This window comes from Clostridium aestuarii, from assembly GCF_026735135.1.
GTDB classification, from domain to species: domain Bacteria; phylum Bacillota; class Clostridia; order Clostridiales; family Clostridiaceae; genus Clostridium_H; species Clostridium_H aestuarii.
Map to the genome: position 1 here is coordinate 1 of NZ_JAPQER010000002.1, position 17,221 is coordinate 17,221.

The window sequence follows — 17,221 nt, forward strand, 5'->3', positions numbered from 1 at the left end:
GAAGACTACCAGGTTGATAGGTCGGAGGTGTAAGCACGGTAACGTGTTCAGCTGACCGATACTAATAGGTCGAGGGCTTGATCAAATAAATATCACTGTGTAATTTTGAAAGAATAATTTCTTTCAAGGTAAGAGAAAATAGTTAGTTGTTAACTTTAAACTCTTAACTAAAATGATCCGCGATAGCTCAACGGTGGAGCACTCGGCTGTTAACCGATAGGTTGAAGGTTCGAATCCTTTTCGCGGAGCCATTTTAAAAAATGAATAAGTTAAAAGGAAACTCAGCTATGAGTTGAGTAAAAAACAAACAAATGAAACTCATTCAGCAGATCTGAAGAGTATCATATTTCTAAGAAATCAAAGATTTCAAGAACTATGATATCTGGTGGTTATGGCTTGAAGGTAACACCCGTTCCCATTCCGAACACGCAGGTTAAGCTTCAAAGCGCCGATGGTACTGCATTGGAGACGATGTGGAAGAGTAGGTCGCTGCCAGGTAAATCATATGGATCTTTAGCTCAGCTGGTTAGAGCAACCGGCTCATAACCGGTAGGTCCGGGGTTCGAGTCCCTGAAGGTCCACCATTTTAAACAGTCCTAATTGGGCTGTTTTTTTATTGTCAACTATTGACTAACTTTGATATAATGTATAATTAGGTGTAAGAATGGACTAAGGAGAGATAATAGATGAAAAAAATCGAGTTACTAGCTCCAGCAGGAAGCATGGAAAGTTTATATGCAGCAGTGCAAAATGGAGCAGATGCAATATACGTTGGAGGAACAAAGTTTTCAGCAAGAGCCTATGCTTCAAATTTTGATGAAGAAAATATGATTGAGGCAGTAGAATATTGTCATCTATATGATGTGAAAATTTATGTTACGGCTAATATCTTAATAAAAGAAAATGAAATTAGTGAAGCTATGGATTACATAAAATTTTTATATGAAATAGGAGTTGATGCTTTAATAATTCAGGATACAGGACTTGCAGAACTTATAAAAAGAAATTTTCCTGATTTTGAAATTCATGCATCAACTCAAATGACAGTTCATAATCCAGAAGGAGCATTGTTACTAAAAAAATTAGGGTTTTCAAGAATAGTACTTTCAAGAGAATTGTCTTTGAATGAAATTGAATATATATCAAAAAATTTAGGTGTGGAAACAGAAATTTTTACGCATGGTGCTTTGTGCATATCCTATTCAGGACAGTGTCTCATGAGTAGTCTAATAGGCGGAAGAAGTGGAAATAGAGGTAAATGTGCTCAACCGTGCAGACTTCCTTATACATTAATAAATAGGGATATTATGAAAGAAAAAAAAGGATATATATTAAGTCCTAAAGATATATGTACATTAGAAAATATTAAAGAGATAATAGAAAGTGGAACATCTTCTTTAAAAATAGAGGGAAGAATGAAGAGACCAGAGTATGTTGCTGGTGTTGTATCTGCATATAGAAAGGCTATAGACGAATTTTATGGTAGTAAACAATTAAAATCAAGTATGAAAAATTTTAATGTTAATAAGGAAAAGAAAAAGTTGCTTCAGCTTTTTAATAGAGAAGGTTTTTCAAGTGCTTATTTATTTGGTAATATAGGTAAAAATATGATGGCGTATAATTTTCCTAAAAATACAGGTGTTAAAATTGGTGAGGTGAATAAGGACTTAGCTCTTAAATTAGAGGAAAATTTAAGTGTTAAGGATGGAATTAGATTTGGTAATGATGGATTTGTAGTTTCTAAAATCATAAAAGATTGTGAAAATGTAGATGAAGCTTATGTAGGTGACGAAGTTAAACTAAAGCCTACTAAATACAAAATAGGTGATATACTATATAAAACTTCAGATATAAAGCTTTTAGAGAACCTTAGTAAGACATATAGCAATATATACGAAAGAAAAAATGGTTTAAATTTAATTGTGAAATTTAATGTGGGAGAACCATTAACATTAAGAACTTACTACAAGGATAAAGATTTTGAAGTGATTGGAGAGGTAGTTCAAAAAGCTTTAAAAAAACCTTTAGATAAGGAAAAAATAATTAAAAACCTAAATAAAACAGGAGATACAGCATTCCAATTCATAAATATTGATTTTGAGAGTTTTGAAGAAGGGTTTCTACCTGTGTCGTTAGTTAATTCTATGCGTAGAAAATTATTACAAAAAATAGTGGAATATATAATAAATAAAGATAAAAGAAGTATGCAAAAAGGTTTAAATTTGAACTTGAGTAGTAAAAAAGAAAAAAGAGATAAAATAGATAATCCTTTAGTTATAGTTACTACAAAAGATCAGTTAAAAGCAGTACAAGAATATCAAATAGAGAATATAGCAGTAGAATTATTTATGAAAGAGTGTGATATAGATATTACTGAAGTTAGGTGTAAAAATTTATATATAAAAACTGCTAGCATAATAAAGAATGAATTTGAAAGTGTATGTAATATTATTGAAGAAAATCTATCGCATATAAAGGGTATAGTTACATGTAATTTAGGTATAATAAAAAGATTTAAAGAAAAAACAAAAATAATAGGTGATTATAAACTTAATATATTTAATAGTTATAGTTTAGAGTTTTATAAGGATATGGTAGACACTGCTTCTATCAGTCTAGAGTTGAATAAAAAAGAAATAAGCAATTTAATGAGGAAAGCTGTTATTCCATGCTTATTAATAGTTTATGGAAAAACAGAACTTATGATTAGTGAACATTGTCCAATAGGAAGTATGTTTGGAAATAAAACTAATAACAATATTTGTAGTAGAGAGTGTGAAAATGGGAATTATGTACTTAAAGATAGAATTGGAGAAGAATTTCCACTAAAAATGGATAAATACTGTAGAAGTCATATATATAATTCTTCAGCTATTAATTTAATTCCTAACTTTGAAGAAATTAAGAAGTTAAACATTGATTTTCTAAGATTGGATTTTACAGATGAAAATTATGAAGATACATTAAAAATAATGAACGCATTTAAAGAGAAAAAATATGAAGGCGATTTTACAAAATATACAAGAGGACATTTTAAAAGAGGGGTAGAATAGGGGTAAAGTTGATATTTTGTAAAATGAAAATAAAACAATAAAAAGGTGGTTGAAATAGGTGAACGAAAGAGCTTTAAGAGTTTTGGAGTTTAATAAAATAAAAGAAGATTTAAAGAGGTATACTGTTACATCAGCATCAAAGGATATTATTGATGAACTTCAACCTTATGATAATATTTTTGAGGTTACAGAACATTTACAGGAAACTAAAGAGGCATTTGAATTATTAATAAAGAAAAGTGCGCCTCCTTTCGAAGGTATGTATGATGTTAGAGAAGGAATAAGTAGAGCTGAAAAAGGATTCATGCTTATGCCTGTTCAGCTTCTTAGAATTGCAAATCTATTAAGATGTGCAAGACGGTTTAAGTTATATATAAGTCATAAAGAAGAAGAGGAGTCTTATAGAGTTATAGAAGATATTTGTGAAGGACTTGTTGCTATAAAAAGTCTTGAGGATGAAATATTTTCAGCTATTATTTCAGAAGAGGAAATTTCAGATAAAGCAAGTTCTACTCTTTTTAATATAAGAAGAGCCTTGAGAGACAAAACAAGTTCAATAAAATCTAAAGTTAACTCACTAGTAAGAACGTATTCACAGTACCTTCAAGAAAATATATATACTATAAGAGGAGACAGGTATGTACTTCCTGTTAAAGTAGAATATAAAGGAACAGTTCATGGACTTGTACATGATCAAAGTTCTTCAGGAGCTACTCTTTTCATAGAACCCATGAGTTTAGTTAATCTTAATAATGAAATAAAGGAATTAAGACTTAAAGAAAAGGCTGAAATAGAAAGAATACTTCAGGATTTATCGGAAAAGGTTTATGATAATATAGTTATTGTAAAAAATAATTCTAAAATACTTTGGGAACTTGACTTTATATTTGCAAAAGCAAAATATGCTGGAAGTATTAATGGTATATGTCCTGAAATTAGTCAAGAAGGATATTTTGATATTATACAAGCAAAACATCCATTAATAGATACCAAGATAGTAGTAGCTAACGATATTTATTTAAATAAAGGAATATCATCAATAGTTATTACGGGACCTAATACAGGTGGAAAAACAGTTACATTAAAAACAGTTGGTTTATTACATATTATGGCAATGAGTGGGCTTATGATACCGGCAGGGGAAGGCTCTACTATAAGCTTTTTTAAAGAGGTATTTGCTGATATAGGAGATGAACAGAGCATTGAACAAAGTCTTTCAACTTTTTCATCTCATATGAATAATATAGTAAACATTATTGATAATGCAGATGAAAAATCCCTTGCTTTATTTGATGAACTTGGTGCCGGAACTGATCCTACAGAAGGAGCGGCGCTTGCAATTGCTATACTTGAAAACTTACGACAGAGAGGAAGCAAGGTTGTTGCTACAACACACTATAGTGAACTAAAAGCTTATGCTTTGAGAATTGAAGGAGTTGAAAATGCATCTGTTGAATTTGATGTAGAAACTTTAAGACCAACATATAGATTGCTAATAGGAATTCCAGGTAAATCTAATGCTTTTGAAATTTCAAAAAGGCTTGGATTACCAAATTATATAATAGAAGAAGCTAAGAAAGGAATTTCACGAGATACACTTCAATTTGAAGATTTAATCCAAAATCTTCAAGATAAAAATATAAAAGCACAAAAGGAAGTAAGAGAAGCTCAAGGTGTTAAAGAACAAGCCGTTAAACTTAAGACAAAATATGAAGAAAAGTTAACTAAGTTTGACAAAATCAGAGAGAAAGCAACAATAGAGGCTCAAAAGGAAGCTAAAAAAATTATAAAAGAAGCTAAAGAAGAATCAGATAAAATAATGAAAGACATAAGAGAACTTGAAAAGATGGGATACTCTTCTGATGTGCGTCAAAAATTAGAGGAAAACAGAAAAAAATTAAAAGAAAAATTAGAAAAAGTAGAAATTGATATTACTAAACCAAAAGAAAATGAAAAACCTTTAGAGAAGGTGTATGAAGGACAGGAAGTTTATCTTACAACTTTTGATAAAAATGTTATAGTACTTTCAAAACCTAATAATAAAGGTGAACTTCAAGTTCAAGCAGGAATTATGAAAATAAAAGTAAAACTCAAAGATCTTTGTGAAATAAAGAAGAATAAAGTTGAGAAAAAAGTTGCGAAGAAAAAGCAAATTAACTTGAATTTAAAACAGGTATCTTCTTCAGTAGATTTAAGAGGAATGGATTCGGAAGAAGCTATTTATGAAGTAGATAAATATTTAGATGATGCTTATATTGGTGGACTTGGAGAAGTTACTATAATTCATGGCAAAGGTACAGGAATACTTAGAAATGTTATAAACGATATGCTAAAAAAACATCATCATGTTAAGAGCTTTAGAGCTGGTGAATACGGAGAAGGAGGAAGCGGAGTTACTATAGCTGTACTAAAATAAATTCAAGATTAGAAAGGATGTAATATCTTGATAGTTATAAGTGCTTGTCTTTGTGGAGTTAATTGTAAGTATAATGGAAAAAATAATTTAAATGAGGAAATATTAAAATTTTTACAGGAAGGAAGAGCTGTGCTTATTTGTCCAGAACAAATGGGGGGTCTTGAGACTCCAAGAATACCTCATGAAATCTGTGGAGGGGATGGAGGCGATGTATTAGATGAAAAAACAAAAGTTATAAATCCAAAAGGTGGAGATTCCTCTTTACAATTTATTAAGGGTGCTCATGAATCTTTAAATATTGCAAAAAAAGTAGGGGCAAAAGTTGCTATTTTAAAAGCAAAAAGCCCTTCTTGTGGATGTGGTGAAATATATGATGGTAACTTTAGTGCTACTAAAATAAAAGGAAATGGTGTGACAGCAGAGTTGTTTTTAAGAAATGGAATAAAGGTGTATACTGAAAAAAACTTTCATAGTTTAAAATAAAATATTGTAGTTTCTCATTAGCAAACATATGTGTAATGGATTACAAAATTGGTTAGGAGGAATTTAGATGAGTATATATTCTGTAATACCAAGGGAGCTTTATGTTGTAGTAAAAGAGTATATGAGTAGAAAAGAATTCGCTAAAATTTCTGAGGGAATTGAATATAATAAAAAAGTGTATAAAGAAATTATATTTACCCCTAGTAAAAGAATGGTTGAGGAGTTTAGGGGATGTTTATATATAGATGAAAATAATGATACAGTAACTGATAAATCAATACAGATACAACTTTCTAAGTTAACGTATTATCTGAATGTTTTTTGTAATGAAAAAAGTAAATTATACATAAAAAAAGCACTAGAAAATGATGATGATATAAAGAATCAAAAAAATGATTTTTATGAAATAAATAAAGCTTTAGAAGCTTTAAATAGTGAAGGATTAAAAGGCATAGAAAAAGTAGAAGATATAATGGAAAAAATACTAGAATTAAGAATTAGAAGCAATGATAGAATAAAGGAATTATTATTAAAAGTAGATGAATATAAAAAAGATAATGATATTTATAGTGAAAGTATATTATATGAATTATGTCCAATTTATAGAGAAATTTTAATGATAAATTTTAAAAAAGTAAAATTAATAGAGTCTGGTAAAAAGTATTACGATAGTATAAAAATAAGCTGTAAAAAAAGAAAGAAATGGTTCGATATTTTTACTGGTAAAAGTAAAAATATACCTTTTATGAAATTATCTAATATTATAGGTGGATATGAGAAAATATTAAGTACATATGCTCCAATATTAAGTATGCATGAAAATCAGTATGAAAAGTTTTTGATAAAAAGAGAAAAAGATAATATAGATGCTAAAATGAAATTAATTAGAATCAAATAAAGGAGAGGTTAATATGGATATATATTCAAAGCCTTCAGAAAAATTATTAGAAAAAATTAAAAATTATTTAGAAAAAGATGAAACTGAAAGTGTATCTAAAGAATTTTTATATGAAGGCAAAATGTATAGACAGGTAATTATAACTAAAAAGAATGTAAAAAGGATAAATACAGAATTTTTGTATATAGATGAAGATGAAAATGTTATAGATGATATTGAAATAAAAAAACAACTTTCAAGACTTTCTTATTATTTAGATGTGTTTTTTAATGATAAGAGTGATCTAAATATTAAAAAAGCATTAAAAAGTGAAGAAATAAAAAATAGGGAGATAAAGGATCTAGAGGATGTAAGTCAAAGTTTAGATGTGCTTTATAAAGAGAATATAGAGGAAGCAAAAAAAGTTAGAAATATTACAAATCATATGATAGAGTTAATTAAAAAACATAACGAAAAAATAGAAGATGTAAATTTAAAAGCTGATAATTATATAAAAAAAGGCGAAGTGTTTAGAGATGAAATTATTACACCGTTATATAATATATACGAAGAAGGAATATTATTAAATTTAGATAAAGCTAAGCTTTTGGTTCAAGGTAAAACAGAATATGATATTGTAAAAAAAATAGTAAGCAAAAAAATGGTGTTTAAACTTTTTAATAAAAGAGTTAGAAAGTCGTTTACAAAGATTATATATACAATGGAATATTATAAAAGACTTGTAAATAGATATGAAAAGGCGTTAGACATGAGTATGGAACAATATAAAGATTATATTAAAGAAAGTCATGAAAATCAGATAGAAAATAGAGTGAAATTAATTAGAAATAAATAAAAATTATATAAAATAGTTTCAAAATATGTATATTATTAGTCTTTCTGTTAATACTAAAAAGGTATAGGAGGGATAATAATGGAAAATTTGAAATGCCAATTAAGAAACAAAAATAGATCACATTATCCTAAAAAGAAAAGATTAAAGGGAAAAATACCTGGAATTCTTTATGGAAAAGGAATGGAAAATATATTATTTGAGATAGGAGAATTAGAATTAAACAAAGAGATTGCTATACAAGGTGAGCATGGTACTATTAATTTAGAAATTAATAATCATAATCATAAAGCCTTAATAAAGGAACTTCAACGAGAAGCAGTAAATCATAATATAGTACATATTGATTTACAAGAAATAGATAATAAAGCTAAAGTTCATACAGAAGTACCTCTAATATTTACAGGAGAAAATTTAGTTAAAAAAGATGGAGGAATAATTCAAAAAGAAAAAAATAGTGTTAAGGTTCAAGGTAGATATGAAAATATTCCAAAGGCTATAGAAGTTGATATATCCAAAATGAAAGTTGGAGATGTTTGTAGAGTAGCTGATTTAGAAATTTCAAGTGAAATAACTTTTGTCGATGATATTGATACTGTGATTTTAGCAATAAGCAAATATAATACAAGTGCATTATCAGAAGAAGAAAAAGAAGAGGTTAATGAACCAACAGAAGAAGATTAATATATAATTGTAGCTTTATAAAAATTAATTATAAATTTATATTTTGTAATAAAATAAAAGACTATAAATGCAATAATTTTTGTATTTATGGTCTTTATTTTTATTTTATGAATAAATAGTATGGATATTTTTGGAAAAATATAGTATAATATTTTTAAATTTACATTAGGAGGTAAAAAATGGGATACAATAAAAGATATAATATGTGGTTAAATTCAGAACATATTGATGACAATACAAAAGATGAATTAAGAAATATGAAAAATGAAAAAGAAATAGAAGATAGATTTTATAAAGATTTAGAATTTGGAACAGGTGGACTTAGAGGAATTATAGGAGCAGGTTCTAATAGAATGAATATATATACGATTGGTAAGGTTACTCAGGGATTGGCTAATTATTTGAGAGATAAATACTCAGGAAAGTCTATTTCAGTGAGTATTGGATACGATTCACGAATAATGTCTAAAGAATTTTCAATGGCATCAGCTTTGATATTATGTGCAAATGATATCAAAGTAAATATTTTTGAAGATTTAAGACCAACTCCTATGCTTTCCTATGCTATTAGACATTTAAAGTCAAAAGCAGGAATTGTTATAACGGCTTCACATAATCCAAAACAGTATAACGGATATAAAGTATATGGAGAAGATGGTGGACAGGTTACGGATAAAGCTGCTAAAGAAATAATTAGTTTTGTGAAAGAAGTTGATGACTTCTCGAAAATAAAATCAATAAATTTAGATATAGCAAAAGAAAAAGGGCTGTTAAATATAATAGGAGATGAAGTGGACAAGTCCTATATACACAAAGTTAAAGAATTGACCATAAGAAAAGAGCTAGTTAAAGAAAATGCTAATGATTTAAAGGTAATTTATACTCCGATTCATGGTACAGGAAATATTCCTGTCAGAAGGGTTCTAAAAGAACTTGGATATGAAAATATCTTTGTAGTTAAAGAACAAGAGCTTCCTGATGGTAATTTCCCTACAGCAGAGTATCCTAATCCTGAAGAACCTAAAGTATTTAATATAGCATTAAAAATGGCAGAAAAAATAAAACCAGATATTATATTTGGTACGGATCCAGATTGTGATAGAGTAGGTGCGATTGTTAAAGATAGAGATGGAGAATATAAGATTTTAAGTGGAAATATTATGGGAGCACTGCTTACAGAATATATTTTAATGTCTCTTAAAGAGAAAAAAAATCTACCACATAATGGTGTTGTTATAAAAACAATAGTTACTACAGAATTAGCATCTAAAATATGTGAAAAATATGATGTTGAAATAATAGATGTGTTGACTGGTTTTAAATATATAGGAGAAAAAATAAAGGAGTTTGAAGAAGAAAAGGATAAAACTTATTTATTTGGATTTGAAGAAAGCTATGGGTATTTAGCTGGAACTTTTGTAAGAGACAAAGATGCTGTTATTGCTTCAATGCTTATATGCGAAATGGCATTATACTATAAGAAAAAAGGTATGAACTTATATGATGCTCTTATGGAATTGTATAAAAAATATGGTTTTTATACAGAAAAACTTTTTTCGATAAAGCTTGAAGGAAAAGAAGGAAGAGAAAAAATAAATAATGTTTTAGAATACTTAAGACATGCTATGAAACAAGAAATTAATGAAGCTAAAATAGTAACAAAAATAGATTATAACTTGAGAAAAAAGAAAGATTTAATTACTCTTACAGAACAAGAGATAGATTTACCAAAATCTAATGTACTTAAATTTATTTTGGATGATAATTCTTCGTTTGTAGTTAGGCCTTCTGGAACAGAACCGAAGATAAAAATATATATGTCGGTTGTAGGAAACAGCCTTGAAGATTCAAATGAAAAAATGAGCCAATTTGAAAAAAATATTACTAACATTATTAATGTTGCGTGTAATATTAATAAATAATATATTGAACCAATAATAATAACTGCAGTATAATAATATGCTGCAGTTATTATTATTTAAAGATTTACTTACAAAAAACAGTTTTTTTTATTATAATGAAAGGTAGCAAGTAAAGAATAAATGCTATAAATAAAATTGATAAGGTTGGTGAATAAGTATTATGGATATTAATACTCAATTTAAAAATAAACTTTCTAATTTGTTTTTTTTACAAATAAATAAGGAAAGAGCAGGTTGCATATTTAAAACAAATATATTTGAAGATATATACATGCCAATTGCTGCAGAAAGCATAGTAAATAAAATAAAAGATGGTGAAAATATTGAAAGTATTCCTGTAGTGTTTTTTATTGAAGGAATGACATATGTGTTAGGGGCAGATGAGAAATTTAAGTATAATGAAAGTTACAAAAAATTAATAAAAACATTTCCTGAAAGTGAAAAATTTATAAAAGGAAGAATTGCAGAAAGAATTAAAGATAATAAATTTGAAGATGCGTATATAATGCTTAAGGGGCTAAATAGGATAGAAAATAATAAAGAATATTATAATAAACTAATAATGCTTGCAGAAAGTTTAAGAACTAAAAATGAAGCATACATTGAAGAGGAACTAGTAGTAATTGATGAAGCAAAGAGCATAGAAAATTATGCTGAACCATATTTTTATGAGGCACATATAAAACAAGAAAAAGGTGATTATAACGGTGCATTGTTTTCTATAAATACATATATATCAAAAGGTGGAGAGGAAACTATAGAAATAACAGAATTTAAAAATTCTCTAAAAACTATAGCAAATTATGATGAAGCTAAGCAATTAGTTTATGAGGAACCTGAAAAGGCTTTGACTATTCTTATACCTTTATTAGAGGAATTAGGTGATAAAGCAGAGATATATTTTCATATTGCTGTGGGATATAGGATTTTAGAAAATTATGATAAAGCTATATATTATCTAGAAAAGTCTTTAGAAATAGATAGTTTCTATCCGGAAGTTTTTAATGAATTAGGAATAAATTATGCATCCCTTGAAAATTTTGAGAGTGCTATACATTATTTTAGAAAGGTATTTGAAGCTACCAAATCAATTGAGGTTTGTACTAATTTAGTTATGTGTTATCTCAATATAGGTGATAATAAACAAGCTAAAATTCATTTAGATATTGCAAAAAAAATAGATCCAAAGGATGAAATACTTCTTGAGTTAGAAGAAATATTAAAAAAGGCTTAAATAAACATTAAATAATTTATTAAAATTGTAGATATGAGGCATAATAAAATGTGTGTGCGTAATATATTTAAAATAGTACTGTTATGAATAGTTATGTTTGAAGGGAGATATACTTTATGAGAGTAAAGAAGGCTATAATACCTGCAGCTGGATTAGGAACAAGATTTTTGCCTGCAACTAAAGCTCAGCCTAAGGAAATGCTTCCAATCGTAGATAAGCCTACAATTCAATATATTATAGAAGAAGCAGTGCAATCAGGAATTGAAGAGATATTGATAATAACAGGAAGAAATAAAAGAGCAATTGAAGATCATTTTGATAAATCCATAGAACTTGAAAACCAGCTGGAGGCTAAAGGAAAAAAAGAACTTCTGAATATGGTTACGGATATATCTAATATGGTAAATATATACTATATAAGGCAAAAAGAACCTAAGGGGCTAGGGCATGCTATCAATTGTGCTAGAACTTTTGTAAGAGATGAACCTTTTGCAGTAATGTTAGGTGATGATGTCGTAGATAGTAAAGTTCCGTGTTTAAAGCAATTGATTGAATGTTTTAATGAATATAAAACTACTATTTTAGGAGTGCAAGAAGTACCTAAAAATGATGTTAGTAAGTATGGAATAGTTAAGGGGATGCATATAGAAGAGCAAGTTTATAAAGTAAAGGATCTTATTGAAAAACCTAAACTTGAAGAGGCACCTTCAAATATTGCGATATTGGGAAGGTACATAATAACACCTCAGATTTTTAATATACTAAGCAATACTGAACCTGGAAAATCTGGAGAAATACAACTAACAGATGCTTTGAAAACATTAATTAAACAGGAGGCTATGTATGCATATAAATTTAATGGAAGAAGATATGATGTTGGAGATAAGTTAGGATTTCTAGAAGCTACGGTTGAATTTGCACTAAAAAAACAAGAATTAAGAAAAAAATTTATGAAATATCTAATTACAATAAAAAATAATCCTGAATTTGTTGAACTATATTCTGAATTGTACAATGAAATAAATAAAAAATAATATATATTTGTGATATAATAAACATGTCTTGTGTAAAAAAATAAGTTTTTACAAGACATGTTTATTTTTTTTAACATCTACTAATAGATAACAAATTTATAAAGTGAAATTTGTTATTAATATGTATAATATAAGAGATGGGGATATTAACTTCTAAATATTAAAAGTGGATATTTAGAAAATGATTAACAAAAAGGATTGAATAATTTTTAAAATGATGTAAAATGATTTAGGACAGAAAAATAACAAACTTTAAGGGTGTGGTAGCATGAGAGAAAATAAAAGATTTTTAGTATATGATATAATTTTGGTAGCGCTTTCATTATATTTTGCGTTATTGTTAAGATTTGATTTTATTATTCCTAAAGAATATATTGTGTTTTTTAAAGTATCTATTATTCCGGTAATTTTAATAACGATTGTTTGTAATAAAATTTTCCATTTATATAATTTTATGCTTAAATATGCATCAATAGATGAACTGGTTTCGATTATATATTCTGTTTCATTATCAAATATAATTTTTATATTATATAGTTATTTAATTAGTCATAAAATATTAAAATTTGGTCATTATCGTTTCCCATTTACAGTGCATATAATATATTGGCTTTTATGTGTAATTGCTTTAGGAGGAACAAGATTTGTATACAGAATAATATCTAGATATAACAAAGTTGGAGATGCTAATAAAAAAAATGAAGTTAAAAGAGTATTATTAATAGGGGCTGGTGATGCCGGTGCAATGCTTATTAGAGAAATAAAAAAACATGAAGAATTAAATTATGATATTGTAGGTATTATCGATGATGATGTATCTAAAAAGGGAAAAGTTATAAATGCAATTAAAGTAATAGGAAATAGAAAAAATATAGTTAGTATATGTAAGGAAAATGAAATTAAAGAAATATTTATTGCTGTTCCGTCTATCCCTTTTCAGGAACGAAAAGAGATATACAATATATGCAAAACGACTAATTGTAAATTAAAAACTCTTCCTGGAATATACGAGATAATAAATGGAAATGTTAATATAAGTCAGTTAAGAGATGTAGAAATTAATGATTTACTTGGAAGAGCACCAATTAAACTTAATAATAAAAATATAAATAAATATATAAATGAAAATGTTGTATTAGTAACTGGTGGAGGCGGATCTATAGGCTCAGAATTATGTAGGCAAATAGTTAAGTTTAATCCTCAAAAACTAATAATACTTGATATATATGAGAATAATGCTTATGAACTTCAAATGGAATTACAAAGAAAATATCCAGATTTAGATTTAGAAGTTATAATTGCATCTATTAGAGATTTTAAAAGAATGAAAGAAGTTTTTGAAGAATATAGGCCTTGTGTAGTTTTCCATGCAGCTGCTCACAAACATGTACCGCTTATGGAAAATAATCCACAAGAAGCGATTAAGAACAATATAGTAGGTACATATAATGTAGTTAAATGTAGTCACCTTTATAATGTTAAAAGGGTTGTGCAAATAAGTACGGATAAGGCTGTAAATCCTACTAATATAATGGGAGCAACTAAGAGATTTTGTGAAAAAATAATTCAAGCTTTTGATAATGAAAGTAATACAGAATATGTAGCAGTTAGATTTGGTAATGTGCTTGGGAGTAATGGGTCAGTTATACCACTATTTAAGCAACAAATTAAAGATGGTGGACCTGTAACTGTTACTCATCCAGAAATAAATAGATTCTTCATGACTATACCTGAAGCGGCACAGCTTGTGATTCAAGCAGGAGCAATGGCTGAAGGAGGCGAAATATTCGTACTCGATATGGGTGAACCTGTTAAAATTGTGGATTTAGCTAAGGATTTAATAAGACTTTCTGGGTTAAAACCTGATGAAGATATTAAAATTGAATATACTGGATTAAGACCAGGAGAAAAATTATATGAAGAACTTTTAATTAATGAGGTAGCTGTTACATCAACTGAGCATGAAAAAATATTTGTAGAAAAGCCTAAACAATATAATATTAAGTATATTGAAGAATCGATAGAACAATTTAAAGAAATACTTAATAAGGATGTAGATGATATTGTTAGACTTATTTCAGAAAAAGTCCCAACATATAAAAGGAAATAATATATTAAGATAAACAATATAAAAATGCTGAAAGGGAGAGATGACTTTGAAAATAAATTTATTAGATTTAAAGGCTCAATATGATACAATAGAACATGAAATCAATAAAGTGGTAAAAGAAGTTTTAGAATCAACTCATTTTATAATGGGACCTAATGTGAAAAAATTAGAAGCAGAAATTGCTGAATATACTGGAACTAAATATGGAATAGGTGTGGCAAATGGAACAGATGCATTAATGCTCACTTTAAAGGCACTTGGAATAGGTGAAGGTGATGAAGTAATAACTACACCATTTACGTTCTTTGCTTCTGCAGAGACTACATCAGTTGTTGGAGCTACACCTGTTTTTGCTGATATAGAAAAGGATACATTATGTATAGATTGTGATAGCATAGAAAAAAATATAACAAAAAAAACTAAAGCAATTATTCCTGTGCATATTTTTGGACAAATGTGCGATATGGATAGAATTATGGAAATTGCTGAAAAGCATAACTTAGTAGTAATAGAAGATGCTTGTCAAGCTATAGGAGCACAATATAAAGGTAAAAAAGCAGGTTCAATAGGTCACGTGGGATGTTATTCATTTTTCCCAACAAAAAATTTAGGTGGCTATGGTGACGGTGGAATGATTGTAACTAATGACGATGAGTTAGCTGAAAAAATAAAACTACTAAGAGTTCACGGCAGCAAGGTTAAATATCATCATGAAGTTATAGGTCACAATAGCAGACTTGATGAAATACAAGCAGCTATACTTAGAGTTAAATTAAATTATATAGATAAATGGAATGATGCAAGAAAAGAGCATGCTCATATTTATAATGAACTTCTAAAAGATGTAGATGTTCAATTACCAACTGAAAGAGAAAATTGTAAGCATGTGTATCATTTATATACAATTCAATCTTTGAAAAGGGACGAACTTGCAGCTTATTTAAAAGAAAATGGAATAGCAACAGGAATTTATTATCCTATACCAGTACATTTTCAAAAGGTATATGAGTATTTAAACTATAAAAAGGGAGATTTAAAAAATGCTGAAGATGCTTGTGAAAAAACATTTGCTCTTCCATTGTATCCTGAAATGACAAAAGAACAACAAGAATATGTTGTATCAAAAATAAAAGAATTTTTTGAAAGATAAACATACAGAATTTCTTATATTTAGGAGGAAATATTATGTCACAGTTAAAAGAAGAACTTTTATCAAAATTTCAAAATAGAACTGCAAAGCTTGGAGTTGTAGGTTTAGGTTATGTAGGATTACCTCTTGCAGTTGAAAAAGCTAAAGCCGGGTATGAAGTTATAGGGTTTGATGTACAGGATAAAAAAGTAGAAATGGTTAATGAAGGACATAATTACATAGGAGATATTATAGATAGTGATTTAGAAACTTTAGTTAAAGAAGGAAAATTAAAAGCAACAACAGATTTTTCTTTTGTGAAGGATGTAGATGCAGTTGCAATAGCTGTTCCAACTCCTCTTGATAAATTTAAACAACCAGATGTATCTTATGTTATTGCTTCTACAAAAAGTGTTGCGGAATATCTACATAAAGGAATGTTAGTAGTACTTGAAAGTACTACTTATCCAGGAACTACTGAAGAAATAGTAAGACCTATTTTAGAGGAATCAGGTTTGAAATGTGGAGAAGAGTTCTTTTTAGCATTTTCACCAGAGAGAGTTGATCCAGGTAATAAGCAATTTAAAACAAAAAATACTCCAAAAGTAGTTGGAGGATGTACGTCAGAATGTACTGAAGTTGCAGCAGCACTTTATGCAACTGTTTTAGAAGGTGAAATACATCCAGTTTCTTCACCAGCTGTTGCTGAAATGGAAAAGATACTTGAAAATACATTCAGACATATAAATATAGGACTTGCAAACGAAATGGCTGTACTTTGCAAAAAAATGGGTATAGATATTTGGGAAGTAATAGATGCAGCAAAGACAAAACCATACGGATTTATGGCATTCTATCCAGGTCCAGGTCTTGGAGGACATTGTATACCACTAGATCCTTTCTACCTAACATATAAAGCTAGAGAATTTGATTATCATACAAGACTTATCGAAACCGCAGGAGAAATCAATGATTTAATGCCTGAATTTGTAGTAGATAACGCTATGAAACTTTTAAATGGACATAAAAAATCTCTAAATGGTTCTAAAGTTCTTTTAATGGGAGTAGCTTACAAAAAAGATATAGATGATATGAGAGAATCTCCAGCACTTAAAGTAATTGAACACTTAGAAAAAAATGGTGCTGAAGTAATATATAATGATCCTTATGTACCAGAATTTAAACATAACGGAAAAGAATATGTATCTGTAGAATGGGAAACTGCAATAAAAGATGCTGATATTGTAATAATAACTACAGACCATACAGACTATGACTATGAAGAAATAGTTGAAAATGCTAAATTATTATATGATACTAGAAATGCTACAAAGGATGTTAAAAATAATAGACAAAAAATAAACAAACTTTAAAGTTAAATAGGATAGACCTTAGGGTTTATCCTTTATTATAATTAAGGAGTGAT

Annotated in this window: 12 protein-coding genes, 2 tRNA genes and 2 rRNA genes; all 16 read left to right on the forward strand. The window is 28.1% G+C overall.

Annotated elements, in window-relative coordinates:
- Window positions 1-85 (forward strand): 23S ribosomal RNA (locus OW763_RS04155); the annotation flags it as partial.
- A 91-nt stretch (window positions 86-176) separates the two neighbouring features.
- Window positions 177-251, forward strand: a tRNA-Asn gene (locus OW763_RS04160).
- A gap of 130 nt (window positions 252-381) precedes the next feature.
- Window positions 382-498, forward strand: a 5S ribosomal RNA gene (gene rrf, locus OW763_RS04165).
- A gap of 9 nt (window positions 499-507) precedes the next feature.
- Window positions 508-584, forward strand: a tRNA-Ile gene (locus tag OW763_RS04170).
- Window positions 585-686: 102 nt separating this feature from the next.
- On the forward strand, window positions 687-3,053 hold the full coding sequence (locus tag OW763_RS04175) for a U32 family peptidase (RefSeq protein WP_268039825.1): 2,367 nt from the start codon (window positions 687-689) through the stop codon (window positions 3,051-3,053).
- A 58-nt stretch (window positions 3,054-3,111) separates the two neighbouring features.
- Window positions 3,112-5,469 carry an endonuclease MutS2 gene (locus tag OW763_RS04180; protein WP_268039826.1) on the forward strand — a complete coding sequence of 786 codons (2,358 nt, stop codon included), beginning with the start codon at window positions 3,112-3,114 and terminating at the stop codon, window positions 5,467-5,469.
- Window positions 5,470-5,496: 27 nt separating this feature from the next.
- Window positions 5,497-5,952: a 2-thiouracil desulfurase family protein gene (locus OW763_RS04185; RefSeq protein ID WP_268039827.1), complete on the forward strand. Its 456-nt coding sequence runs from the start codon at window positions 5,497-5,499 to the stop codon at window positions 5,950-5,952.
- Between the two features lie 67 nt (window positions 5,953-6,019).
- Entirely contained in the window at window positions 6,020-6,850 is an 831-nt protein-coding gene (locus OW763_RS04190) for a hypothetical protein (RefSeq protein WP_268039828.1), read from the forward strand.
- Between the two features lie 13 nt (window positions 6,851-6,863).
- Window positions 6,864-7,685, forward strand: a complete 822-nt coding sequence (locus OW763_RS04195) for a hypothetical protein (protein ID WP_268039829.1) — start codon at window positions 6,864-6,866, stop codon at window positions 7,683-7,685.
- 78 nt (window positions 7,686-7,763) lie between these two features.
- Window positions 7,764-8,366 carry a 50S ribosomal protein L25 gene (locus tag OW763_RS04200; protein WP_268039830.1) on the forward strand — a complete coding sequence of 201 codons (603 nt, stop codon included), beginning with the start codon at window positions 7,764-7,766 and terminating at the stop codon, window positions 8,364-8,366.
- 179 nt (window positions 8,367-8,545) lie between these two features.
- Entirely contained in the window at window positions 8,546-10,288 is a 1,743-nt protein-coding gene (locus OW763_RS04205; RefSeq protein WP_268039831.1) for a phospho-sugar mutase, read from the forward strand.
- Window positions 10,289-10,448: 160 nt separating this feature from the next.
- Window positions 10,449-11,522 carry a tetratricopeptide repeat protein gene (locus tag OW763_RS04210; protein ID WP_268039832.1) on the forward strand — a complete coding sequence of 358 codons (1,074 nt, stop codon included), beginning with the start codon at window positions 10,449-10,451 and terminating at the stop codon, window positions 11,520-11,522.
- 116 nt (window positions 11,523-11,638) lie between these two features.
- Complete coding sequence (galU, locus tag OW763_RS04215) at window positions 11,639-12,556, forward strand: UTP--glucose-1-phosphate uridylyltransferase GalU (RefSeq protein WP_268039833.1); 918 nt, start codon at window positions 11,639-11,641, stop codon at window positions 12,554-12,556.
- Window positions 12,557-12,824: 268 nt separating this feature from the next.
- A complete protein-coding gene (locus tag OW763_RS04220; RefSeq protein WP_268039834.1) occupies window positions 12,825-14,666 on the forward strand; it encodes a polysaccharide biosynthesis protein in 1,842 nt (613 codons plus the stop codon).
- Window positions 14,667-14,712: 46 nt separating this feature from the next.
- Window positions 14,713-15,816 (forward strand): DegT/DnrJ/EryC1/StrS family aminotransferase, encoded by a 1,104-nt coding sequence (locus tag OW763_RS04225; protein WP_268039835.1) that lies wholly within the window; start codon window positions 14,713-14,715, stop codon window positions 15,814-15,816.
- A 35-nt stretch (window positions 15,817-15,851) separates the two neighbouring features.
- Window positions 15,852-17,168, forward strand: a complete 1,317-nt coding sequence (locus tag OW763_RS04230; protein WP_268039836.1) for a nucleotide sugar dehydrogenase — start codon at window positions 15,852-15,854, stop codon at window positions 17,166-17,168.
- The last annotated feature ends 53 nt before the right edge of the window (window positions 17,169-17,221 follow it).